The organism is Streptomyces sp. NPDC028314, from assembly GCF_055565795.1.
Genome location: NZ_JBVHTP010000012.1, coordinates 76282 through 97991, shown reverse-complemented (window position 1 = coordinate 97991; position 21710 = coordinate 76282). Strand labels below are relative to the sequence as shown.

Genomic DNA, 21710 nt, shown 5'->3' with positions numbered 1-21710 from the left:
CGGCCCGCGGTCAGCCGCGCGCGGCCCGCTCGTACAGCGCCCTGGCCTTCTCGTCGTAGAGCGCGGCGGTGGAGTCCACGTCCGTGTCCCCGCCGCTGAGCACCCCGATCAGCCGGCCGGGCTGCCCCGGGCCGCCGCGGTCGGCGATCCAGGGGCTGCCGCTGGTCCCGGTCCAGAAGCCCGAGCAGTTGATGTACAGCATGTCGGGGTCGTCCTCGTCGTGCCGGGTCTGGGTCGTGCAGGAGACGGGCTTGTTCTGCGGGTTGTGCTCGGACTCCGGGTAGCCGACGACGGTGACGTCGCGCTCGTATCCGGAGGTCCAGTCGGGCTTGGGGGCCTCGCTCCGGCCGACCCGGTCCTGGAGGCTGCGCCCGTCCTCGTCCGGCTCGACGGTGAGGAAGGCGAAGTCGGCGGTGTCGTCGCCCCACTTCGTCCAGCGCTCGTCCACCTGGACGGAGCGGACCTTCCACACGCCGAGGGGCTGGGTGCCCTCGCCCTCGCCGGAGAAGGCGGGGGCGAAGGCGAGCTCGCCGATGGCGAGGCCGTCGTGGGCGACCTCGCCGGGCTGTCCGTCCTCGCCGGCGGGGGCCACGCAGTGCGCGGCGGTGGCGACGACGTTGCCCTCGGGGCTGTCGACGACACTCGCCGTGCACCAGTGCTCCCCGTTGGCCATGAGGACGCCGACGGTGGGGAAGGGGTGCACCGGCCGGTCCTGGGCGGACTCGGCGAACGCGACGGCGAAGACCGCCGCGATCACGGCGAGGGCGGCGGCCGAGAGCCCCTTCACCCTCGTGCTCATCGCACGGCGGGATCGGGGGTCGGCGGCGACATGACCTTGCTGATCCACTCCAGGGAACCCTCCCTCATACCGCGTACGTACGACTTTCCGTTGTGCTCACCATCCTGGATCACCTGGAGCCGGGTGTGCACGGGGCCCCTGCCGTACTCCTTCATGAACTTCTCGGCGAGGTCGCGGCCGCCCTCCTTGGTGCCGATCTGGAAGTTGACGTAGACGTCGGGACCGCCCGCGCGGATCAGCTTCTCGGCGAGCTTCTCCGGGTTGTTCTCGTCCATGGCCTGCCGGTTCCCCTTCCACAGCGGGGAGTCGGGGACGATGTCCACGCCGCTCGCGATGACCGCCTTGAAGCGGTCGGGGTACTTCAGGACGTGCTTGAAGGCGCCGAACCCGCCGGACGAGGAGCCCATGAAGGCCCAGCCGTCGCGGGAGTCGAAGGTACGGAAATTGGCCTTCGTGAATTCCGGGACGTCATCGGCCATCCAGGTGCCCATCTTCGGCTGGCCGGGGATGTCCGAGCCGTCGAAGTGGTGCTTGGTGTCGGCGTTGATCACCGGCATGACGAGGATGAAGGGCAGGCTGGTGCCGTCCTTCACCCCGTCGATCACGGCCTGCTGGAGGCCGAGGCCGGGGCCGGTGCCCCAGTAGTTCTTGGGGTAGCCGCGGCCGCCGGGCAGGGAGATCAGGACCGGGAAGGCGCTCTTCGCGTACTTCGGGTCGTCGTACTCCTTCGGCACCCACACCCACACGTCACCCGTGAAGCCGGACTTGGCTCCCGTCAGGGTGGTCTGCGCGATCTGGGTGCCGTCCGGCAGCCGGGCGCTGCGGACGAACGTGGCCTTCGGGCCGGTGGGCATGTGCACGCCCGGGCGGATGTCCTCGGTGGCGGCGGCCGTCTCCTGGGTCTTCCCGAAGGCCACGGGATCCCCTATGTCCGAGAAGATGCCGCACTTGTACGCCGCCGCGCCGCCCCCGGCGAGCGTGAGGGCGAGGCCTGAGCTGATCAGGATCAGGCGCTTGGGACGGCGGCGGCCCTTGGTCGTGGGGCCGCCTTCGCCTTGCTGGTCTTGCTGCACGGATTTGTTCCCGTTCCTTCTCCGGCGCTCGTCGCCGAGCGCGGGTCGGACCGATCGGTCCCCCTTACACCCCTGTCAGAGGTGTCAACGACGCTATGGGTTGCCCGGGACGGGGGTGACGTGGCGAGCGCCACGCGGCGTGGTGGCGCGTCGGGTCCGTGCGGGGGGCGGGGAGATCAGCCGGCTTCGGGCTTCGGGCCCTTCAGCACCTTGCTGATCCACTCCAGCGAGCCTTCCTTCATGCCGCGCACGTAGTGCCAGCCGTTGTGCTCGCCGTTCTGGATGTCGCGGATGGTGATCTTGACCGGGCCCTTGCCGTACTCCTGCTGGAACTTCAGCATCCGGTCCTTGCCCGTCTCCTTCGTGCCGACCTGGAAGTTGATGAAGACCTCCGGGCCCTTGCCGTCGATCAGCTTCCTGGCGAGCTTCTCGGGGTTGTTCGCGTCCATCTCCGCCTGGTGGCCCTTCCAGAGCGGGGAGTCGGGAACGATCTCACCGCCGCTGGCGATCACGGCCTTGAACTTGTCCGGGTGCTCGAGGACCTGCTTCATGCCGACGAAGGCGCCGGAGGAGGAGCCCATGAAGGCCCAGCCGTCGCGGGACTTGTACGTGCGGAAGTTGGCGCGGGTGAAGTCCGGGACGTCCTCGGCGATCCAGGTGCCCATCTTGGGCTGGCCGGGGATGTCGGCGCCGTCGTAGTAGTACTTGTTGTCCGGGTTGAGCACCGGCATGATCACGATGAACGGCAGGCTGGTAGCGGCCTGGACGCCCTCGCTGATGGCCTTCTGGAGGCCCAGGCTGCGGTCGGACCAGTAGTTGGCGGGGAAGCCGTTGCCGCCGGGAAGCGCGATGAGCACCGGGAAGGCGCTCTTCTCGTACTTCTTCTCGTTGTACTCCTTCGGCGTCCACACCCAGACGTCGCCCTCGAAGCCGGACTTCGCTCCCGCGAGGCGGGTCTTGGCGATGACCGTGCCGTCGTCGAGCTTGGCGGTCTGCTTGAAGTCGGACCGCGGGCCGGAGGGCAGCAGCACGTCCGGGTCACCGGAGGGCTGGGCCGGGGCGGAGGGGGCGCCGGGGGCCTTCTGGCCGTTGCCCGCGTCCGCGTCCGCGGGCGGGGGGTTCTTGCCGAAGCTCACGCTCTCGCCGTTGCCGGAGAACCACTCGTTCTTCCAGGCGGTGAAGCCGCCGGCGCCGACGAGTATCAGCAGGACCAGGGACGCGCTGATCCATATCGCCCGGCGGGACCGCCCGGTCGCGGGAGCGGGGGCCGCCGCGGGCGCGCGGTCACCGTACGGGGGCGGGGGCGGGGGCGACTGGTGCTGGTCGTACTGCTGCTGGTGCTGGTGCACGGACTTCGCTCCGAACGGTCATGGCTGCCCCCAGCGGGACAGAACGGCTGGGCATCCCATTGGTCCTGATGTACGAATCCTGCCGGGAGTTCCAAAACCAGGCAAAAACATGACCCGCGTCTCACCGCGCGACCCTCACTTCAGGGCGTCGAGGACCCGCGCGCACCGGCCCAGCAGCTCGATGAGCTGCTCGCGTTCGGCACCGGTGAACTCGGCCGCGAGCGTCCGCTCCACCCGCACGGCCCCGGCGTCCGCCAGCTCCATCGCCGCGCGCCCCTCCCCGGTGAGCCGGGTCTCCAGCACGTTGCGGTGCCACTCGTGCGGGGTGCGTTCGATGAACCCGCGCTCCTGGAGGTTCTTCAGCACGGTGTTCATGGTCGGCGGCGTCACCCCGCACAGCCGCGCGAGCGCGGCGGCGGAGATGCCCGGCTTCTCGGAGAGCCAGAGCAGGGCGGCGTACTGCGGAACCGTTACCGCAGCCGGCTTGCAGGCGGTGTTCTTCGCCGCGAGGAGCGCCTGCTCGGCGCGCTTGATGTGAGAGCCGATGCGCTCCTCGGCGGGCATGGAGGTCATTCCGGCATCCTACGACCCTTGCCAAGCATTAGAGCTCTAACGTATCTTCGCCTTCACCTGCACGAAAGACCACGCAGGTTCATAAGCATCGCTACACCTCATCGACCACTTCCGCTAACCGAGAACGGGACGTCACCTGATGAAGCTCGCACCGGCCACGAAGCTCCTGACCCTCACCGCGGCCCTCACCGCCGCGCTCGCCCTCGGCACGGCCCCCGCCCAGGCCACGGACTCCCGCGTCTCCACCGCCTTCTCCCTCCCCGGCGCGAAGGTCTACCCCGAGGGCATAGCCGCCGACGCGCGTACGGGCACGGTCTACGTCGGCTCGTACGCGGACGGCACCGTCTACCGCGCCCGCCCCGGCCAGCGCACGGCCGAGGTCTTCCTGCCGGCCGGCACCGACGGCCGCGACACCGCGAACGGCCTCTTCGTCGACGGCCGCGGCCGCCTCTGGGTCACCGACTCCACCACGGGCGTGGCCGTCTACGACACCCGCACCGGTACCCGCCTGGCCCACTTCGAGGTCTCCGGCAGCGCGCCCTTCTTCGTGAACGACCTGGCCGTCACCCCGGACGGCACGGCCTACCTCAGCGACAGCTTCCGCGCCGTGGTCTACCGCGTCACCCCGGCCCAGCTGGCCACCGGCTCCGGCGCGCTGGAGGTGGCGTACGACCTGCACGACCGCCTCACTCCGTCGCCGGCCGGCAGCGTCTCCCTGAACGGCATCGCCGCGGACCCGGCCGGCCGCTACCTGCTCACCGTCGACATGACCGCGGGCGACCTCCACCGCATCGACCTGCGCACGGGGGCCCTGTCCCGCGTCAGCCTCCAGGGCGGCGACCTCAAGCACGCCGACGGCCTGCACCTCTCCCCCGGCGGCGCCCTGCGCGTGGCCCACAACACCACCAACACCCTGACCCGCTGGCAGCTCACCCCGGACGGCACCCGCGCCCGGCTGGTGCAGAGCCTGACGGACCCCGGCCTCCAGATCCCCACCACCCTCACCCGCACCCCGGGCCGCACCCTGGTGGTCCGCTCCCAGTTCGACAAGGGCGGCCCCCTGAACCCGGGCACCGGCACCCCGACCACCTTCACCGTCGCCGCGGTCCGGGGCCTGTGACCCCTGCCCCGCGCGGCGCGAGGCCGTCAGGGGACCAGGACCGCCGGCGTCGCCGGGGGCCGGGCGGGCTGACTCCGCGGCCGCGGGGGCGCGGTCGCGGGGTCAGCGCCGTCGGCGGCGGGCGCGGAGCATCGTCAGGGCGTGAGCCACGGCCACGGACAGGCCCAGGAGCAGGGCCCCCGTCCACAGCGCGGCGGAACCCCGGGTCTGCAGCACCGCCATCCCGACCGGGGCGCCGACCACGAGCCCGAGGTTCCAGACGAAGCCGTACGCGCCCTGGTACGAGCCGGCCCGGCCCGGCGGCGCATGGCGGACCAGGAAGGCGGAGGCCTGCGGGACGAGCAGCATCTCGCCCGCCGTCCACACCACCAGGGCGGCGGCGTACGCCCACGGCCCCGTGGCCACCGCGTTGAGTCCGAAGCCGACCGCCACCAGGACCGCCGCCGACAGGAACTGGAGGTCCACGGCGAGCCGCCGGGTCAGCCGGGAGACCAGCGGCTGGGTGGTGATGATCAGGAAGCCGTTGAGCGAGACCACCAGACCGTAGACCTGTGAGGACAGGCCGTGCGCCTTCATGTCGAGCGGCAGCGCCGACTGCTTCTGGAGGTAGATCGCCGCCAGGCAGAACGACAGCGTCAGGAACCACGCGGTCGCCGGGCTGCGGAACGGCGCGAGCAGACCCCGCACGCTCTCCCGCCCGCCACCGCCCGCCCGGGCGGCCCCGGCCCGCGATCCGGGCCCGGGCAGCCGGCGCGCCAGGCCGATGTACGCGAGCGCGGTGGTGACGTTGAGCGCGATGAGCCAGTAGCCCGAGGCGGACAGGAGGAAGCCGGAGACGGCCGGGGAGACCGCCGCCCCGATGTTCGACGCCCAGTACAGCAGGCCGAAGGCCCGTACGTGTTCGCTCTCCGGCAGCGCCTGCGCGACCACCACCGTCCCCGCGGGCTTGTGCAGGGTCGAGGCGCAGCCCGCCAGGAAGGCCGCCACGCCCAGCACGGCCGGCTGGTCCACCACCGCCAGCACCGCGCACGCGGCGATGGCGGTGGCCTGGGAGACGAGGATCGCTCCGCGCGCGCCCGTACGGTCCGCCAGGACGCCCCCCGCCAGCGAGCCGGTCACCGACCCGGCGCCCCAGACGCCGACGAGGATGCCCGTCGCCCCGGGACCGATGCCCGACTCGGCGGCGAGGAAGAGCGCGAGGAACGACGGGACGAGGATTCCCAGCCGGTTCAGCAGGAGACCCGTGAACAGCAGCCAGAAGACCCGCGGGAGCGGAATTTTATGCTCCGGTACCCGTCGGGCCGTTGCCTGGCCGGTCACGCGGACTCGAGCTCCTGCCAGTCGGACAGCCGCTGCAGGGCGAACACGTCCTTGACGGAGGCGATCTTGTCCTCCAGGTGGGTGGTGTCTCCGTGGCTCAGGATCGAGGCGTAGGTGTCCCGCAGCGCCGAAACCGTCGCCCTCAGCCCCTGGTTGGCGTAGATGATGGTGGACACGCCGTCCTTGACCGCGTCGTCCGCGTGCCAGTCGGGGTAGGTCGTGGGCACCACGACGACGGGCGCGCGGTCGTGCCACTCCTGGAGGAACTCCAGGACCTGGTCCCTCGTACGGGACTTGGAGTGGATGAGCACGGCGTCCGCACCCGCGTCGACGTAGGCGTGGCAGCGCTCCAGCGCGACCTCCAGGCCGAGGCCGTCGATCAGCGCCTCGGTGCGGGCGATGAAGAAGAAGTCCTCACCGCGCTGCGCGCTCTTGGCGACGCGGACCTTGGAGCAGTACTCCTCGGTGTCCAGCAGAGTGTGCGCGGTGGCGACGAAGCTGTTCATCTTCGGGAAGAGCTTGTCCTCCATGCAGACGGCGGTGATGCCGGCCGCCTCGTACTCGTGGACCATGTGCGCGACGTTGAGGTTGTTGCCGTAGCCGGTGTCGACGTCCGCGACGACCGGGATGCCGAGCGCCTTCTGGGTGTGCGCGGCGGCCTCCAGGTACTCGGTCATCGTCAGCACGCTGGCGTCGGGCAGGCAGCGGGCCGCGGACACCTCCAGGCTGGAGGCCCATACGGCGTCGAACCCGGCCGCCTGCGCCAGCCGGCCGCCCAGGGCGTCGTGCGCGCCGGCGACGCGGACGGCCTGCGAGAGGGCGCGCCGCTCGGCGAGGACGCTGCGGAAGGAGGGGTACGAAGCGGGCTTGAACATGTGGGTTCCTTCGAAGTGGTTCGGTGGTCGGTATCGGACCGGCCCCGGCCGGCCCCGGTCGGCCGCGGGGCGGCGCGGTGCGGGGCGGCGGCGCAGGGCGACAGAGCGGGACGGAGCAGGGCGGGGCGCCGCGGCGGGGCCGCGGCCGCGGCCGCGGCCTCAGTGCGCGTCGGCGGTCCGGACGGAGATCAGGGACAGCGCCCGGCGGGCCCGGTGCAGCGCCTCGCGCCCCGTCGGGGCGGTCGCCACGACGTGCCCGTGCCGGGCGCTGTTGTTGACGTGGGCATGGGCCGGGGACGCGCCGCCGTCGCCCGGCGCGACGTACAGGACGACGTCGGCCACGCCTTCGATACGGCGCGCCGCGTCGGCCCCCCGTACCTCGGTGACCGTTCCGGCCTCGGCGGGCAGGAAGGCGATCGCGGCGGCGCCCTTGGCGGCCGGCCGGGGCACGGTCCACCCGGGCAGGTGCAGTGCGAGCAGCTCGGCGGGGATGCCGACCCCGGTGGCCAGTTCGACGAGCCGGGTGATCCGGTCGCCCGCCGGACGGCAGTTGATCTCGATCAGCCGGGGCCCGTCGGCCGCGAGGCGCAGTTCGACGTGGGCGGCCCCGAAGTCGAATCCGACGGAACGCACCGCGTCCGCCGCGACCCGGGCGCACCGCTCGTCGAGCCCGTCGCCCAGCTCGGCCGGGACGTGGTGGCCGGTCTCCACGAAGTGGGGGAGCTCGCCCAGTTCCTTCCAGGTGACCGCGAGGACGGTGATCTCGCCGCCGTTCACCAGCGCCTCGACGCTGACCTCGGGCCCGTCGACGTACTCCTCGACGAGGGCCGCCGGGATCTTGAGCTGGCCGCGCTCGTTGTGGGTCTCCGCCAGGATCGTACGGACGTGCTCGGCGGCCTCGGCGGCGGTCGCGCACAGCCGGACCCCGTTGCTGCCGCCGTCGTCCAGCGGCTTGACGACGCACGGGAAACCGACGTCCCGCCCGCTCGCCTCCTCCGGGCCCGAGACCCGGGCGAACCGCGGAACGGGCACGCCCGCCGCCGCGCACAGCGCGCGCGTGGCCGACTTGTCGCGGGCGGCCCGCACTCCGGCCGGGTCCGGGCCGGGCAGCCCGAGCTCCCGGGCGGCCTCGGCTGCGGCGATCATGTGCCACTCGCCGACCGAGATCAGCGCGTCCGCCGGCGGCGAGAGCCGGCGCACGGCGTCGACGACGGCCCCGGAGTCGTTGGTGTCGCACACCACGACCTCGTCCAGCCAGGCCGTGTCGAGCCTCTCGTGGCCGGCCGCGAGGTAGAGGGACAGGTCCCGGGTCAGGAAGGTGACCCGGTGGCCGGCCTCGCGCGCCGCGACGATCGCCTCGTACCCGGCCCCGGTGAGGTTGCTCTCCAGGAACACGACGTGACGGGTCATGCCGTGGCCCCGGAGTCCTCGGCCGTCTCGGGAGCCACCTCGAACAGCTCCTCGCACAGCAGCGTGAGCTCCCGCAGGTCCGTCGAGAGCTGTTCCGGGGAGGCCGCGCGCATCTCGATGCGCACGGGCGCCGCGACGCCCTCGTGGCGGGGGCGCACCACGTCGCCGGGCTGCTTGTAGGTGTCGACCTGCACCGTGGAGGGCAGGGCGCGGATCGCGTCCAGGGTGCGGTACGAGCGCAGCCGGCCGGCCTGCGCCGGGTAGGGCGTGACGACCGCCGCCGCCCCGTCGTGGGCCGGGGTCACCTGCGGCGGTACGCCGCGCATGACGTCCCGGTACCCGGCGATGATGTTGATGCCGAAGGCCTCGCGCAGCAGCGGGGCCCGGTTCGCGCCAGGCCGGCCGCCCGCCTCGATCAGCCGGGGACCGCCGGGGCCCTGGACGAACTCGACGTGCAGCAGGCCGCGGTCGACGTCCAGGGCTCGTACGGCCTCACGGGCCAGCGCGCGCATCCGGTCCTGCTGGTCCGCGGTGAGTTGGGTCGCCGTCACCCGGGCGAAGTGGTGGAAGTCGGTGCCGCCGAGGTCGGTGCCGGTGACCACGTCGATGACGGGGGTGGTCCACACCTCGCCGTCCAGCACCAGGCACTCGACCGAGTGGTTGGTGCCGGGCAGGTACTCCTCCGCGAGGATCTCCACCGGTACGCCGGACACCCGCTGCTGCTCGGAGAACTCGGGCAGCGTGTCGCGGACCTGCCGGTAGGCGGCGGTCAGCTCGTCGGCGTCCGCGCACAGCGACACGAAGTAACTGCCCCACAGGTTACCGGGCTTGAGGATGACGGGGTAGCCGGTGTCGGCGGCGAACCGCAGCAGTCCCGCCTCGTCCGTGACCACGTGGGAGCGGGCGGAGGACTCGATGCCGATCCGCTCGGCGAAGCGGCGCCGCATCTCGCTCTTGCTGCGCACGGCCGTGGCGGCGGCGGGGGTCATGCCGCGCAGGCCGAGCAGGGCGCACACCTCGCTCCACAGCGGGACCAGGGTCTCGTCCACGTTCAGCACGCACTCCAGGCGGTACCGGCCGCGGATCTCCTCGATCCGGCGGGCGATCGCCCCGGCCCCCTGCGAGAAGGCGAACTTCTCGACGAAGTCGAACTCCGGGGGCTCCAGCTTGTGCGGCGTGTCCTCGTCGAGGAGCAGGCCCAGGGCGGACTCGCCGCCGAGCAGTCCCGCGTAGAACTCCGGCCGCTGGGCGGTGCCGAAGTACAGGACGAGCGGCCGGAGGTCACTCGACATCGTCCATCACCTCCCGCAGGCGGGACAGGCCCGCGGTGATGCGGTCCTCGGCGATGGCGTACGACAGGCGAAGGAAATCTTCGCTGCCGAAGGCCGATCCGGGGGTCAGCGCGATGCCGGCGTGCTCCAGGAGGAGTTCGGCGAGCACCCCGCCGTCGGTCACGTCGGTGCCGCGCAGCGTCCGGCCGATGACGTCGCGGCCGTCGACGAAGAAGTAGAACGCGCCCTGGGGGGTGGTGGCCGACAGGTGCGCGGTGGCGTCCAGGGCCTTCTCGACGATGCCGTGCCGGTGCAGCAGCACCTGGCGGGCCTCGGCCACGAAGGAGTCGAGTTCACCGCGAGCGGCGGGCAGCAGCGCGTGCTGGACCACACTGGTCACGTTGGACGTGGTGTGGCTCTGGAGGTTCTTCATGGCGGAGATCACCGCGGCGGGGCCGTGCACATGGCCGGCCCGCCAGCCGGTGACGGCGAAGCTCTTGGAGAACGAACCGATCCCGACGACGAGCTCGCGGGCGCCGTCGACCAGCGCCGCGGGGTGCGCGTGCTGCGCGCCGGGCAGCACCAGCTCTCCGTAGCACTCGTCGAACAGGATCCACACGCCGTGGCCCTGGGCCCATGCGGTGATCTCGGCCAGTACGTGGGGCGGGTAGACGGCGCCGGTCGGGTTGTTCGGCGTGTTCAGCACGAGCATCCGCGTCCGCGGAGTGCGCAGTGCCTCCAGCCGCTCGACGGTGGGCACGAAGCCGGTGTCCGCGGTCTCCACCGGCACCGGTACCGCTCCGGCCAGCCGGATCTGGGCCTGGAAGGTCCCCCAGCCGGGATTGGGCACGAGCGCTTCGTCGCCGGAGTCGAGCAGCACCAGGCACGCCAGGTACAGCGCGTGCTTGGCGCCGGCGGTGACGAGTACCTCGGAGGGCGTGTACGCGACGCCGGACAGCCGGGAGATGCGGTCGGCGAGGGCCTCGCGCAGGGCCGGGATGCCGCCCGTGTCCGTGTAGCGGTGCACGTCCGCGTCAGCACTGCGCCGCAGCGCGCTCAGCACCTCGGGGTGCGGGGCGAAGTCCAGTTCTCCGGCGGCGAAGTTGACGATGTCGACGCCGCGGGCCCGCAGCGCCTCCGCCTTGTTGCGGGTGCCTGAGGTCTTGGAGCCGGATATCCGGCTGCTGCGCCGGGACAGCCGCATGAGCGGCTCGCGCTCCTGGCTGGCCTGCTGGTCGGGCATGTGGTTCACATCCTTGCGGTGAAGGTGCGTGGCGGCGGGCAAACGGCGGTGGCCGCTGGGTGGTTGCCCGTGGTGCGGTGACGCGGGTGTGGCGGGTGTAGGGGTGTCAGGGGTGGAGCGGGAGGCGTGCGTGGAGCGGGAGGCGTGCGTGGAGCAGGAGGCGGGGGTGCGGCGGGGTGTGTCAGGCGGTGGCCACGCGCAGGACGACCGACATGGAGCTGACGACCAGCAGGCCGAGGACGACCCGGCGGAACCGCTCGGCGTTCAGGCGGTGGAAGGCCTTCTCGCCGACGAAGATCCCGATGAGCAGGGCCGGCACCCCGACGAGGAGCATCTGCCCGACGGTCGCGGTGAGCTGGCCGCTGATCCCGAATCCGGCGAGCGCGGCCAGGCTGGTGCCGGAGAACACGACGCCCAGCGTGGCGCGCTGGACCCTGGGCTCCAGCTGCATGCTCTGGAACGCGGCGACCATCGGCGGACCGTCGATGCCGGTGGCGGCGAAGGAGGCCCCGGAGAACATCCCCACGGCCATCACCGCGGCCAGGCCGCCGCCCAGGGTGATCTTCCGCCACACGATGAAGGTGCCCAGCAGGACCACCGCCGTGATGATGAACAGCAGCACCCGCGAGGAGAGCGTGGCCAGCAGCCACACCCCGAACGGCACGCCGGCCAGCCCGGACAGCAGGGTGGCCGTCATCAGGCGGCGGTCGACGTGACGCCAGTCGCGGACGGCGATCACCAGGCTGAGCGGGGCCGCCATGATCCCGGCCACGACCACCGCGCTCGCCGGGTCGATGAGCAGCGCCAGGGGCGGGACGGCCACCAGGGAGAAGCCGAATCCCGCCGTGGTGCGTACGACGGAGGCGACGGCCAGCACCACGAAGGCGCCGAGGAGGATCATCATGCGGAACGGGTCTCCAGGTTGGGCGGCACGGTTCGGAGCGGCGCGGGGTTCAGACGACGTGGTTGGTGAGCCGGCCGATCCCCTCGACGGAGACCGTGACCCGGTCGCCTCGCCGCAGCGGTCCGACGCCCGCCGGGGTGCCGGTGAGTATCACGTCGCCGGGGTGCAGTGTCATGGCCGAACTGATGTGACTGATCAGGCGGTCGACGGGGTGCACCATGTGGGAGCTGTTGCCGTCCTGCCGGACCTCTCCGTTCACGGTGGCGCGTACCCCGACCGCCCTGACGTCGAGTTCGGTCTCCACCCAAGGGCCGATTGGGCAGAAGGTGTCCGAGCCCTTGGCCCGCCACCACTGCCGGTCCGGCCCCTGGAGGTCGCGGGCGGTGACGTCGTTGGCGCAGGTGTAGCCCAGGACGTGTGCGGGCACCTGTTCCGGCGTCAGATCGCGGCAGGTCCGGCCGATCACCGCGGCGAGCTCGGCCTCGTGGTGGAGCTCGTCCGTGTAGGACGGCTTGACGATGGCCTCGTCCGGTCCGATGACGGCGCTGCCCGGCATGAGGAACACGAGCGGCTCCTCGGGCACCTCGTTGCCGAGTTCCGCGGCGTGCTCGGCGTAGTTCCGGCCGATCGCGAGGACCTTCCCCGGTGTGACGGGGGCGAGCAGCCGCACCTCCTGGAGGGGGAAGCGGGGCGCGTCCGAGGGCACGTCCAAGGGACCGAAGGGGCCGTTGATGAGCGGGACTACCTCGTCGTCGGCGAGGATTCCGTAGCGGATCGTTCCCGCCTTCTCGAACCTTACGATGCGCATGTGCCGCTTCCGTTCTCTGTCTCGGCGGGGGTTCTTCCCGGCAGGGCGCGCAACAGCAGCTCCGCCAGGTGTTCGGGACGGCGTGAGCCCTCCTGGGAGATCTGCGTCCGGCAGGAGAACCCGTCGGCCACGACGGCGGTGTCCGGTCCGGCGGCCCGCAGCTTCGGGTAGAGCTCCCGTTCGGCCGCGCCCTGGGAGACGTCCCAGTGGCCGGGTTCGTAGCCGAAGTTGCCGGCCATGCCGCAGCAGCCCGCGGAGATCACGTCCGTGGTGACGCCGAGCCGGCGCAGCACCTCGCTCTCCGGGCCGTGACCGTGGCCGGCCTCCTGGTGGCAGTGCGGCTGCATCAGGGCGTCCTGGTCGAGCTTGCCGAACGGCCAGGGGCCCTGGTGGTCCGCGACCACTTCGGCGAGGGTGCGCACCTGCTGGGACAGCCGGCGTACGACCGGCGAGTCCGGCAGCAGTTCGGCCGCCTCCTCGCGCAGGGTCTGGGTGCAGGAGGGCTCCAGGCCGATGATGACGCGGCCGGCTTCCAGGTGCTCCCGCAAGGCGCCCACCGAGCGGCCGAGCACCGCCCGGGCGGTCCCCAGCTGGCCGGTGGAGTGCCAGGTCAGGCCGCAGCAGACCGGGCCGTCGGGCAGCACCACCTCGTACCCGAGGGCTTCCAGGACCCGGGTGGCGGCCTGGGCTCCCCGGGGGTCGAGGAGGTTGCTGAAGGTGTCCGGCCACAGGACGACGGTGCCGGAGCTGCCCTTGGGGACACGCGCCCCCGTACCGGCCTCCGCGCCGGCGGGGGCCGGCTTGCGGTAGTGGAACCACTGCCTGAAGGTCTGCGAGGGCAGTTCCACCAGCGGCCTGCGCGTCTCCAGCCCGGCCAGTGAGCTCAGCCTGGCCGCGAGCGGCTTGCGCCGCGTCAGCCGGTTGAGCGAACGGGGGGCCACGGACGCCAGCCGGGCCAGCAGCGGCAGCCAGCCCAGGGTGTAGTGGGCGCGCGGTCTCAGCCGTCCCTCGTAGTGCCGGTGCAGGAACTCCGACTTGTACGCGGCCATGTCGACGTTGACCGAGCAGTCGCTCTTGCACGCCTTGCAGGAGAAGCACAGGTCGAGTGCGTCCCGGACCTCGGTGGAACGGTAGCCGTCGGTGATCGTCTCGCCGCGCAGCATCTCGCTGAGCACCCGGGCGCGCCCCCGGGTGGAGTGCACCTCGTCGCGGGTGACCTGGTACGAGGGGCACATGTGGCCGGTGTCGTTGCGGCAGGTGCCGACGCCCGTGCAGCGGTGCACGGCGCTGGTGAGCGAACCCTTGTCGTCGCCGAAGCGCTGGATCAGCGGCAGTTCGTTGCGGTCGCGGCCCGGGCCGGGGCGGATGGCCTCGTCGAAGGGGGCCGGGTCCACGATGATGCCGGGGTTGAGCAGGTTGCGCGGATCCCAGATGTTCTTGAACGCGGCGAACGCGCCGATGAGTTCGGGCGAGTACGTACGGGCCAGCAGCTCGGACCGGGCACGGCCGTCGCCGTGCTCGCCGGAGGCGCAGCCTCCGTGCTGGACCACGAGGTCGCCGGCGGCGGTGATGAACTCCCGGTAGTCGGCGATGCCTTGCTCGGTGCCCAGTTCCCAGTCGACCCGGACGTGCAGGCAGCCCTCGCCGAAGTGTCCCGTGATGGTTCCGGTCCGCCGGTGCTCGGCCATGAGGGCGTGCAGGTCCCGCAGGTACCCCGACAGCCTCTCCGGCGGGACGGCGGAGTCCTCCCAGCCGGGCCAGGCCTGCCGCCCGTCGGCCATCCGGGTGGCGATGCCCGCGCCGTTGCGGCGGATGGACCAGATCGCGGCCGTCTGCTCGGCGTCGGCGGTGATGAAGCTGGTGGCGTCGGTCTCACGGGCGAGGCGCTCGGCATTGGCGATCGCGTCGGCCTCGTCGGTGCCCTCGATCTCGCAGTACAGCCAGGCCTCGCCGCGCGGCAGCAGGTCGATGCCCGGAGCGCGGCCGCCGCGCGAGCGCAGCGCCTCGACCAGCGGAGCGTCCAGACCCTCCACGGTCAGCGCGCCGGCCTTCGCCAGCGAGGGCGCGCAGTCGGCCGCCGCGTAGACGTCGGGGAGGCCGAGTACGAGGAGCACCCGGGCGGCCGGGATCGGGGTGAGCCTGATCTTGGCGCCGAGCAGGACGCCGCAGGTGCCCTCGGTGCCCACCAGTGAGCGGGCGACGTGGAAGCCCTTCTCGGGCAGCAGGGCGTTCAGCCCGTACCCCGAGACCTGCCGGCCGAACCGGCCGAGCTCGGTGCGCAGCGGCGCGAGGTGGCGGTCCCTCAGCTGCTTGAGGCGGCGGTCGATGTCCGCGTCACCGCTGGAGCCCTCGTCGGCGCGGATCCGGCGGCCGTCGGCGAGCAGCAGGTCCACCTGCTCGGTGATGTCGGCGGTCGTGCCCCAGGCCACCGAGTGGGCGCCGCAGGCGTGGTTGCCGATCATTCCGCCGATGGTGCAGCGGGAGTACGTCGAGGGGTCGGGGCCGACGGTGAGGCCGTGCGCCGCGGCCCGGTCCCGCAGGGTGCCGAGGACGACGCCGGGCTGGACGGTGGCGGTGCCGGCCTCCGGGTCGAGTTCCTCGATGCGGTTCATGTGGCGGGAGAAGTCGAGGATCAGCCCGGTGCCGATGGAGTTGCCGGCTATGGAGGTGCCGCCGCCCCGGCAGGTGACGCCGACGCCGTGCTCGGTGGCGATGCCCACGGCGATGGCGGCCTCTTCCGCGTCCCGGGGCTCGAACACCGCGGTCGGCATGACGCGGTAGATCGAGGCGTCGGACGTGTACGCGGTGCGGGTCCGCACATCCGTGCGGGCGGCGGGCAGGCGTGACTGCAGGTGCCTGGTGAAGTCGTTCATGGCGTCTTTCCCGGGTGGGCGGGTGGGGCGGCGGTCGAGGCGCGGGCGGTCAGCCGCGCGCACCACCGGTGTGGAGCGGGAAGTAGTCGATCAGCAGCATGTCGCGCACGCCGTGACGGACTCCGGCCGCCGGCTCGATCGCGGAGACCCCGTGGAAGACCCGGCGGTCGTCGATCACGATCGACTCGAACGGCTGGAGCAGCGTGGTGCTGTAGAGCGGCTGCCGGTCGCGGTCGTACAGCTGCGACTCGCCTCCCTCGACGTCGACACGGCGCATCAGGACCTGCGCCACGTAGTGGTGCCCGTCCTCGTGCACGCCCTCGGGGGCCGGGAGGCCCTTGGCGTCGCGGGTCGCGGTGATGCGGATCTGGTGGACGCCGACACCGCTGGTCTCCGGGTCGAAGTCACCGGGCACCCGCTCGGCGAAGAAGCGGATGAGGGTGTGGAGCACCCCGTCCGCGGCCACGCTGTCGGCGAGCGGCGGGAAGTGCCGGTCGACACCGCCGTGGAGGGAATTCACCTGGGCGCTCTGGTGGAAGGCCCGCGGGGGATCCAGTACGAGATCCCCGTCGGAGAAGTGGAAGGAACCGTGACGGCGGCGGCGGTAGTCCGCGCCGTCTTTCATGTAGGCATCGACCGGCAGATCCTCCCAGGATTCCAGGAACAGCTTGATCTGGTCCGCCGGGTGAGTATCCAGCGCCTGCTTCAGATCCGCTTCCGAGAAGTACCGGTACGGAGCGTCGCTCTCACCGGCTGTGCCCCGTGACCGTATTACCTCGGTCGTCACTACGCACTCCCTTTATTGGGTTCTTTACGACGTTGCCTCAGCGAATGAGGCCTCACTGATCCTGGCTGAAAGGAGTTCTACCGGGCAAGACCGCGACCGGTGCGGGAACCTGCGCCGCAGGAACACGCGGGGCAGCCGGAGCCATGACGGCCGGCCGCCGCCGCAACCTCCGCCGAACGGCGCCGTTCCGAATATTCCCCGACCTTGCGGGCGACGGGGAAAGGGCCGAAAACAGGCTGTCCGGTGGCGGGATTCCACCCGGCAAGCCGGCCCTCACCAAGGGGGGCCGTAGGACGTGATCAAAGTCTCCAGCTGCACAGATGCTGGCCGAGACGCGGTCAACTAGCCTGACCGGAAGTACAAGTTGCCAGCATGGGGGAATGCCGCGTGACGCCTACGTTTCGAACACCTCTTGAATCCCTGCAAGCTCAAGACATCCAGCTCTATAGAGAGTTGCTCGCACAGGATTCGGCACCACGTCCGCCGGAGCAGCCGGACTCCGCCGCCGGGGAGCGGGCCTTCGGGGCCCGGGAGGATTCGCTGGAAAGACTGCTCTCTTCCGGACTCGCAGTCCCGGACGAGCGGAGCGCAACCGGCTTCACTCCTGTGAATCCCGAAACGATCGGGAGTCACGTTGTGGCCGAGATACTCGAAAATTCCGCCCGCTCGGCGATCAACCTTCTGCGGGTACGGGAAGAATTGAGTCCGGTGGTTGCCGAGTATCGCCACAATCATCTTCGGAACGCCTACGGATATGTGACCCACACCGATTTCCCGAACATCAATGCCGCCATCCGGCTGGCAGCGCGGGAATGCCGTGAAGAAGTACTGACCTCACAGCCCGGCGGTGCCAGATCCGCCGCCGTCCTCGCCGAGTCGCTGCCGTCCACCCTGGAGATGCTCGACCGCGGGGTGACGATGAAGACGATCTACCAGCACAACGCGCGGTCCAGTTCGCCGACGCGTGACTTCGTCCGCGCGATCCAGGAGCGCGGCGCTCAGGTGGCGACCCTGGACGAGAACTTCGACCGCCTGATCATCTTCGACCGGACGGTGGCGTTCATCCCCGCCGCCGACGACCGCCGGGCAGCGGCGGAGATCCGCGCTCCCGCCGTGGTCTCGTTCCTCGTGGCCCTCTTCGAACGCTCGTGGATCAGGGCGGTCGCCTTCACCCCGCCCGGGCGCGACCAGGCGACGAGCCGCATCACCGACGACCTGGAGCTGGCGATCATGCGGCACATCGTCGCCGGTGACACGGATTCGGTGACGGCCGGTCAACTCGGCATCAGCGTGCGGCGGTGCCAGGAGTACGTGGCGAGGATGTCCGCGAGGCTGGGCAGTCGCAGCCGGGCCCAGTTGGGCTATCTGATCGCCAAGTCGGAGCTGCTTGACAACGTTTCCGAGGAAGCGGCCCCGGACGGCCCCGCCTGATCCACAGCCCCACCGGACGGCGCCGGCCTCGGGCCTCAGCAGCCCTGGACCGGCGTCGGCACGGGCTTGGCCGAGTCCCACCCGATGTCGCAGGCCACACCGGCCGCCGACGCCGCGGCGGGAGCCGCCTGGGCCGACGCGACGGGCAGGGCGATCAGGACCGCGGTGGAAACGAGAAGGGTGGCGGCGAAGCGGTGCATGGTTTCTCTCTCAGAGATGCGAGCTGGGCGAACTACCGCGCCGATCAGCCGGCGCCCAATTATGTTCATCCAGCACCTACCCCCGTTTCAAGATCTCCATGGGGTGGTGAACCCGCACTGCGGGAAACCGCAGCCACCCGGGAGACGGCGACAGACGGTGAGTGACGACCGCACGGCGTTGCGGACTCGCTGCGGACTTGGCCTACGGGGCGACGGAGTCGAGGTGCCTGCGCAGTTCCGCTGCGATGTCTTCGTTGCCACCCTCGGCCGGCAGCGGCCACGGGTCCTGCTCGCCGTTCGCCACAGCGAGGCTGCTCGCGAACCAGACGAGGTGCGGTGCGGGCACGAAGGTGTCCCGGAGCCACCGGGCGAAGACAGCGGCTTCACCGGCGGTCACATCGGTCAGGGTGATGTAGGCACACTCGGGCTCGGGCATCGACGCCGTCCCGTCGATCCATACGCCAGGGGCCAGCTCGATCTCGAAATCGAGGACGGGAACGCTGTGGATGCCCGAGACCCGATGGTCCACGGTGGGCTCGGGGAACGCCTCCCTCAGACCCCGCTCCAGGGACCCGGCCGTGGCGCGCCAGGCTCCGCCGCCACCCTGCGGCGGGTAGAAACCGAAATTGGTGCGGCTGTTCCGCTCAGTGGGCACGGTCTTCCTCTGTCTCACGGCACGTATCGCGCCGAGCCCGCGTACGAGTCCACGTCCGATGCCGCCCGCGTGCTGGGGACGGCGTACGGCGTGAGGCCGCTGGTCCACAACCGCGATGAGCGGCGCAGCCGCTCCGCACGGCGGAACCCGCCCCGCACGCTGCGGCCTCCGTAGCAGGCACGAAGGCCGCCCAACCCGCTCCACCGCAGGTCAGTAGTGGTACCGAGCCGCGAGGACGACGATCTCCTTGTCCGTCACCAGGTAGACGAGGCGGTGCTCGTCGTCGATCCGCCGCGACCACGCGCCAGGCAGGTGGTACTTCAGTGGTTCGGGCTTGCCGATCCCTGAGAACGGGTCACGCCTGACGTCCTCGATGAGCTTGTTGATCCGAGCGAGCATCTTGCGGTCGTTCTTGAGCCAGGACGTGTAGTCCTCCCAGCCCTGATCCTCGAACACAAGCCTCACGCGGAACCCGCACCCGCGTCCGTGGAGTCCGGATCGATCAGCTCGCGCTCCGACACGTTGATGTTTGCCAGGGCGTTCTCGTACGCCTTGAGCAGCCGACGGGCGTTCGCCGGAGAGCGCAGCAGGTACGAGCCCTCGCGCAGCGCCGCGTAGTCCTCGGCCGAGACAAGCACGGCGTTGCCGTGCTTCGAGACGATCTCGATGGCCTCGTGGTTCTCGTTGACCTTCTTGATCAGCGGAAAGAGTTCCTTGCGCGCTTCGCTCGCAGTTATCGACACGACCTGACACCTTCCACCCAGTGGTACGTAATAACGTACCACTGCTGGCGCCCCTCGTGCGGGATGAAGGAGCCACGGGTCCCGTCACGGGAAACAACCAAGGGTCCGACTCCCAAGAGTCGGACCCCTTCTGACCTGCAGACTTGCTAGATCAATGGCACTGCACTGAGCCGCCGGCTACACGTTGAAGCGGAATGTCTGCGGCCCGATCCCGACCTGCGACGGAGCCCAGTAGAGCGCCCTGACCAGGCGTTTCTCCATTGGCGAGCGTTGGGTCCCGACGGTCGCTTACGGGTGTCCGGCGGACTGTCTGCGGACTGGCCTACGAGGTCTCGACAGAGTCGAGGTGCCTTCGCAGCTCCGCGGTGATGTCTTCGTCGCCGCCCTCGGCCGGCAGCGGCCACGGGTCCTGCTCGCCGTTCGCCACAGCAAGGCTGCTCGCGTACCAGACGAGGTGCGGTGCGGGCACGAAGGAGTCCCGGAGCCACCGCGCAACGTGGGCTCGGGAATGTCTCCCTCAGAGCCCTCTCCAGGGACTCGGCCGTAGCGCGCCAGGCTCAGCACCGTGAAGCGTCACGGTCTACTCGTCCCGCTGGACCGCGCACCGACGCCCTTCAGGCGGGCCGAACGACTGATGGATGATCAGATGCCCAGCGTCAGCCCAGCACAGGAAACAGCAGGGGCCAACGGCTCACCTCTTCACCTGAATGCCCCTGCCGCGTTGCCCCCCATCCGCCCCGGTCATCGCATGGAGTGGGAAAAACGAGCCCGCGCGGGGCCACCGGAAGGCAGGAAAGGGCGCTATGTACGTTCGCAGCATCTACGCAACGGGTGATCCGGCCGAGCTCGACGGGGTCGCCGAGGCGCTACGGACCGACGGGCGTGCGCTGCTGTCGGCGCAACCGGGCTTTCGCGGGATGGGGCTGTTCGCCGACCGCGAGCTCGGCAAGCTCCTGGTGGGATCGTGGTGGGAGGACGAGGCCTCCCGGCAGGCCAGCTACGAGAACCTGAGCAAGCGGCGGGCCGAGATGATGGCGCCCTTCGCGCAGACCGTGACGGTCGACAACTGGGAAGCGGCGGTCGCCCGGCGCGCAGAGGAACTCGCGCCAGGCGCGGGGTTCCGGCTGGTCCACATGGACGTCGAGCCGGCTGACATCGACCTGCTGGTGGACACGTTCCGCGACACCTCACTGCCCAGGGTCCAGAAGGTTCCCGGACTGGCCGGCATCTCCCTGCTCATCGATCGCGACCGCGGCAGAGCCGCCGTCGGCGCGCTCTACGCCGACCGCAACGCACTCGTGGCATCCCGTGGCGCCGTCGCGGCGGTCCGCGGAGAGGCCACGGCGAAGGCTCGCGCAACCACCCGCAGCCTCGAGGAATTCGAGGTGGTCCTCGCCACGGCGGTACCCCACGCCTGAGCCTGCCTCCGCTTCCGCGATCGCGAGTCAGCACCAAGTCGGCATGGGCATGCAGAAGGGGTCGAACTCGACGAGTCCGGCCCCTTCTGACCTGCACGCTTGCGAAATCAGTCCATCGGCCGGGGGCGTGGCTCGTACGCGGGTGCCCCTGCACGCCGCAGGGCCGCGGGATCTCCGTCCCCGGAATCAGTCACCCAATCGGCGGCTCATCCCAACGAGTGCACGCAACCCACGTTGTGTACACATGGCACACTCGGTACCCTTGAGGCATGACTCAGCCGCTGCCCATAGAGTCCATTCGCGACGTACGCGCTCACTTGGCCGAAGTCGTCGAACGGGCCGACCGCGACGACGTGCCCACTGTCATCACCCGCCGCGGCAAGCAAGTCGCCGCCGTGGTCTCGATCGAGGTGCTGCGCAAGTACCAGGAGTGGGAAGAGCGCGAGATCAACCGCATCATCGACGAGCGCATGGCGAGCCCGGCCGCCGGCGTCCCGATCGAGGACGTGATGAGGGAGACCCTGGCGCGCAGTGAGTGACTACCGCACGGTGTTCCGACCCGAGGCCCAGGCCGAGCTGCGCAAGATCCCGCGTGACATGGCGCTTCGCATCCTGGCCAAACTGACAGAGCTGGAGAGCGACCCCTTCGGCTTCAACACCACGGCACTCGTATCCCAGCCTGAGCGTCGCCGCCTACGGGTCGGCGACTACCGTGTCGTCTACACGATCGACAACGGGGAGCTGGTGGTGTGGGTCGTACACGTCGGACACCGCTCCACGGTCTACGACACTTAGCTGCTCCCGGTCCTGCGGACTGTTGCGGACAGCAGAAGGGCCTGACCTGCATCCTCGCAGGTC

The 21710-nt window shown here is 70.9% G+C and carries 23 protein-coding genes; 5 read left to right on the top strand and 18 right to left on the bottom strand.

What is annotated here, in order from left to right:
• Positions 1-10: 10 nt before the first annotated feature.
• The 4 genes from ACZ4TG_RS26455 to ACZ4TG_RS26440 form a co-directional block, all read right to left on the bottom strand.
• Positions 11-799 (bottom strand): trypsin-like serine peptidase, encoded by a 789-nt coding sequence (locus tag ACZ4TG_RS26455; RefSeq protein WP_468167025.1) that lies wholly within the window; start codon positions 797-799, stop codon positions 11-13.
• Complete coding sequence (locus ACZ4TG_RS26450) at positions 796-1872, bottom strand: alpha/beta hydrolase (RefSeq protein ID WP_468167023.1); 1077 nt, start codon at positions 1870-1872, stop codon at positions 796-798. Before ACZ4TG_RS26450 ends, ACZ4TG_RS26455 begins: the two co-directional genes overlap by 4 nt.
• 176 nt (positions 1873-2048) lie before the next feature.
• A complete protein-coding gene (locus ACZ4TG_RS26445) occupies positions 2049-3221 on the bottom strand; it encodes an alpha/beta hydrolase (protein ID WP_468167021.1) in 1173 nt (390 codons plus the stop codon).
• A 135-nt stretch (positions 3222-3356) separates the two neighbouring features.
• The gene (locus ACZ4TG_RS26440; RefSeq protein ID WP_468167019.1) at positions 3357-3794 is read right to left on the bottom strand and encodes a MarR family winged helix-turn-helix transcriptional regulator; all 438 of its coding nucleotides are present in this window, start codon (positions 3792-3794) and stop codon (positions 3357-3359) included.
• A gap of 139 nt (positions 3795-3933) precedes the next feature.
• On the opposite strand from ACZ4TG_RS26440, the gene ACZ4TG_RS26435 reads away from it, so the two are divergent.
• Positions 3934-4914 (top strand): SMP-30/gluconolactonase/LRE family protein, encoded by a 981-nt coding sequence (locus ACZ4TG_RS26435; protein ID WP_468167017.1) that lies wholly within the window; start codon positions 3934-3936, stop codon positions 4912-4914.
• 102 nt (positions 4915-5016) lie between these two features.
• On the opposite strand, the gene ACZ4TG_RS26430 is transcribed toward ACZ4TG_RS26435, so the two are convergent.
• The 9 genes from ACZ4TG_RS26430 to ACZ4TG_RS26390 all read right to left on the bottom strand — a co-directional run bounded on the left by ACZ4TG_RS26430 (position 5017) and on the right by ACZ4TG_RS26390 (position 16405).
• Entirely contained in the window at positions 5017-6234 is a 1218-nt protein-coding gene (locus ACZ4TG_RS26430) for an MFS transporter (protein ID WP_468167015.1), read from the bottom strand.
• Entirely contained in the window at positions 6231-7109 is an 879-nt protein-coding gene (locus ACZ4TG_RS26425; RefSeq protein WP_468167013.1) for an isocitrate lyase/phosphoenolpyruvate mutase family protein, read from the bottom strand. Before ACZ4TG_RS26425 ends, ACZ4TG_RS26430 begins: the two co-directional genes overlap by 4 nt.
• A gap of 159 nt (positions 7110-7268) precedes the next feature.
• Positions 7269-8519: an ATP-grasp domain-containing protein gene (locus tag ACZ4TG_RS26420; protein WP_468167011.1), complete on the bottom strand. Its 1251-nt coding sequence runs from the start codon at positions 8517-8519 to the stop codon at positions 7269-7271.
• A complete protein-coding gene (locus ACZ4TG_RS26415) occupies positions 8516-9811 on the bottom strand; it encodes an ATP-grasp domain-containing protein (RefSeq protein WP_468167009.1) in 1296 nt (431 codons plus the stop codon). Before ACZ4TG_RS26415 ends, ACZ4TG_RS26420 begins: the two co-directional genes overlap by 4 nt.
• On the bottom strand, positions 9801-11033 hold the full coding sequence (locus ACZ4TG_RS26410; RefSeq protein WP_468167007.1) for a pyridoxal phosphate-dependent aminotransferase: 1233 nt from the start codon (positions 11031-11033) through the stop codon (positions 9801-9803). The genes ACZ4TG_RS26415 and ACZ4TG_RS26410 overlap by 11 nt, the downstream gene beginning before the upstream one ends.
• A gap of 181 nt (positions 11034-11214) precedes the next feature.
• Complete coding sequence (locus ACZ4TG_RS26405) at positions 11215-11937, bottom strand: sulfite exporter TauE/SafE family protein (protein ID WP_468167005.1); 723 nt, start codon at positions 11935-11937, stop codon at positions 11215-11217.
• A 49-nt stretch (positions 11938-11986) separates the two neighbouring features.
• On the bottom strand, positions 11987-12745 hold the full coding sequence (locus ACZ4TG_RS26400; RefSeq protein WP_468167003.1) for a fumarylacetoacetate hydrolase family protein: 759 nt from the start codon (positions 12743-12745) through the stop codon (positions 11987-11989).
• A complete protein-coding gene (locus tag ACZ4TG_RS26395; RefSeq protein WP_468167001.1) occupies positions 12733-15618 on the bottom strand; it encodes an FAD-binding and (Fe-S)-binding domain-containing protein in 2886 nt (961 codons plus the stop codon). The genes ACZ4TG_RS26400 and ACZ4TG_RS26395 overlap by 13 nt, the downstream gene beginning before the upstream one ends.
• 49 nt (positions 15619-15667) lie before the next feature.
• Positions 15668-16405: a 2OG-Fe dioxygenase family protein gene (locus ACZ4TG_RS26390; protein ID WP_468166999.1), complete on the bottom strand. Its 738-nt coding sequence runs from the start codon at positions 16403-16405 to the stop codon at positions 15668-15670.
• A 636-nt stretch (positions 16406-17041) separates the two neighbouring features.
• Here ACZ4TG_RS26390 and ACZ4TG_RS26385 point away from each other — a divergent pair.
• Positions 17042-17836, top strand: a complete 795-nt coding sequence (locus tag ACZ4TG_RS26385) for a helix-turn-helix transcriptional regulator (RefSeq protein ID WP_468166997.1) — start codon at positions 17042-17044, stop codon at positions 17834-17836.
• A gap of 35 nt (positions 17837-17871) precedes the next feature.
• Here the strand turns inward: ACZ4TG_RS26385 and ACZ4TG_RS26380 are convergent, their stop codons facing one another.
• The 5 genes from ACZ4TG_RS26380 to ACZ4TG_RS26360 all read right to left on the bottom strand — a co-directional run bounded on the left by ACZ4TG_RS26380 (position 17872) and on the right by ACZ4TG_RS26360 (position 19903).
• Complete coding sequence (locus ACZ4TG_RS26380) at positions 17872-18036, bottom strand: hypothetical protein (protein WP_468166995.1); 165 nt, start codon at positions 18034-18036, stop codon at positions 17872-17874.
• Between the two features lie 202 nt (positions 18037-18238).
• A complete protein-coding gene (locus ACZ4TG_RS26375; protein WP_468166993.1) occupies positions 18239-18691 on the bottom strand; it encodes a hypothetical protein in 453 nt (150 codons plus the stop codon).
• A gap of 210 nt (positions 18692-18901) precedes the next feature.
• A complete protein-coding gene (locus ACZ4TG_RS26370) occupies positions 18902-19156 on the bottom strand; it encodes a Txe/YoeB family addiction module toxin (protein WP_404004013.1) in 255 nt (84 codons plus the stop codon).
• The gene (locus ACZ4TG_RS26365) at positions 19153-19434 is read right to left on the bottom strand and encodes a type II toxin-antitoxin system Phd/YefM family antitoxin (protein WP_468166991.1); all 282 of its coding nucleotides are present in this window, start codon (positions 19432-19434) and stop codon (positions 19153-19155) included. The genes ACZ4TG_RS26370 and ACZ4TG_RS26365 overlap by 4 nt, the downstream gene beginning before the upstream one ends.
• Before the next feature lie 322 nt (positions 19435-19756).
• Positions 19757-19903: a hypothetical protein gene (locus ACZ4TG_RS26360; protein ID WP_468166989.1), complete on the bottom strand. Its 147-nt coding sequence runs from the start codon at positions 19901-19903 to the stop codon at positions 19757-19759.
• 334 nt (positions 19904-20237) lie between these two features.
• Between ACZ4TG_RS26360 and ACZ4TG_RS26355 the strand changes: the two genes are divergently transcribed.
• The 3 genes from ACZ4TG_RS26355 to ACZ4TG_RS26345 all read left to right on the top strand — a co-directional run bounded on the left by ACZ4TG_RS26355 (position 20238) and on the right by ACZ4TG_RS26345 (position 21647).
• Positions 20238-20852, top strand: coding sequence for an antibiotic biosynthesis monooxygenase (locus tag ACZ4TG_RS26355; RefSeq protein WP_361760461.1), 615 nt, complete (start codon positions 20238-20240; stop codon positions 20850-20852).
• Between the two features lie 269 nt (positions 20853-21121).
• Positions 21122-21391 (top strand): type II toxin-antitoxin system Phd/YefM family antitoxin, encoded by a 270-nt coding sequence (locus tag ACZ4TG_RS26350; protein WP_060180502.1) that lies wholly within the window; start codon positions 21122-21124, stop codon positions 21389-21391.
• Positions 21384-21647 (top strand): type II toxin-antitoxin system RelE family toxin, encoded by a 264-nt coding sequence (locus ACZ4TG_RS26345; protein WP_030207783.1) that lies wholly within the window; start codon positions 21384-21386, stop codon positions 21645-21647. The genes ACZ4TG_RS26350 and ACZ4TG_RS26345 overlap by 8 nt, the downstream gene beginning before the upstream one ends.
• Positions 21648-21710 lie beyond the last annotated feature (63 nt).

What these genes read in the sequence shown, in the direction of transcription:
- ACZ4TG_RS26455 (WP_468167025.1), bottom strand. Translation starts at nt 799, where the DNA reads ATGAGCACGAGGGTGAAGGGGCTCTCGGCCGCCGCCCTCGCCGTGATC.
- ACZ4TG_RS26440 (WP_468167019.1), bottom strand. Translation starts at nt 3,794, where the DNA reads ATGACCTCCATGCCCGCCGAGGAGCGCATCGGCTCTCACATCAAGCGC.
- ACZ4TG_RS26435 (WP_468167017.1), top strand. Translation starts at nt 3,934, where the DNA reads ATGAAGCTCGCACCGGCCACGAAGCTCCTGACCCTCACCGCGGCCCTC.
- ACZ4TG_RS26425 (WP_468167013.1), bottom strand. Translation starts at nt 7,109, where the DNA reads ATGTTCAAGCCCGCTTCGTACCCCTCCTTCCGCAGCGTCCTCGCCGAG.
- ACZ4TG_RS26420 (WP_468167011.1), bottom strand. Translation starts at nt 8,519, where the DNA reads ATGACCCGTCACGTCGTGTTCCTGGAGAGCAACCTCACCGGGGCCGGG.
- ACZ4TG_RS26415 (WP_468167009.1), bottom strand. Translation starts at nt 9,811, where the DNA reads ATGTCGAGTGACCTCCGGCCGCTCGTCCTGTACTTCGGCACCGCCCAG.
- ACZ4TG_RS26410 (WP_468167007.1), bottom strand. Translation starts at nt 11,033, where the DNA reads ATGCCCGACCAGCAGGCCAGCCAGGAGCGCGAGCCGCTCATGCGGCTG.
- ACZ4TG_RS26405 (WP_468167005.1), bottom strand. Translation starts at nt 11,937, where the DNA reads ATGATGATCCTCCTCGGCGCCTTCGTGGTGCTGGCCGTCGCCTCCGTC.
- ACZ4TG_RS26400 (WP_468167003.1), bottom strand. Translation starts at nt 12,745, where the DNA reads ATGCGCATCGTAAGGTTCGAGAAGGCGGGAACGATCCGCTACGGAATC.
- ACZ4TG_RS26395 (WP_468167001.1), bottom strand. Translation starts at nt 15,618, where the DNA reads ATGAACGACTTCACCAGGCACCTGCAGTCACGCCTGCCCGCCGCCCGC.
- ACZ4TG_RS26380 (WP_468166995.1), bottom strand. Translation starts at nt 18,036, where the DNA reads ATGCACCGCTTCGCCGCCACCCTTCTCGTTTCCACCGCGGTCCTGATC.
- ACZ4TG_RS26355 (WP_361760461.1), top strand. Translation starts at nt 20,238, where the DNA reads ATGTACGTTCGCAGCATCTACGCAACGGGTGATCCGGCCGAGCTCGAC.
- ACZ4TG_RS26350 (WP_060180502.1), top strand. Translation starts at nt 21,122, where the DNA reads ATGACTCAGCCGCTGCCCATAGAGTCCATTCGCGACGTACGCGCTCAC.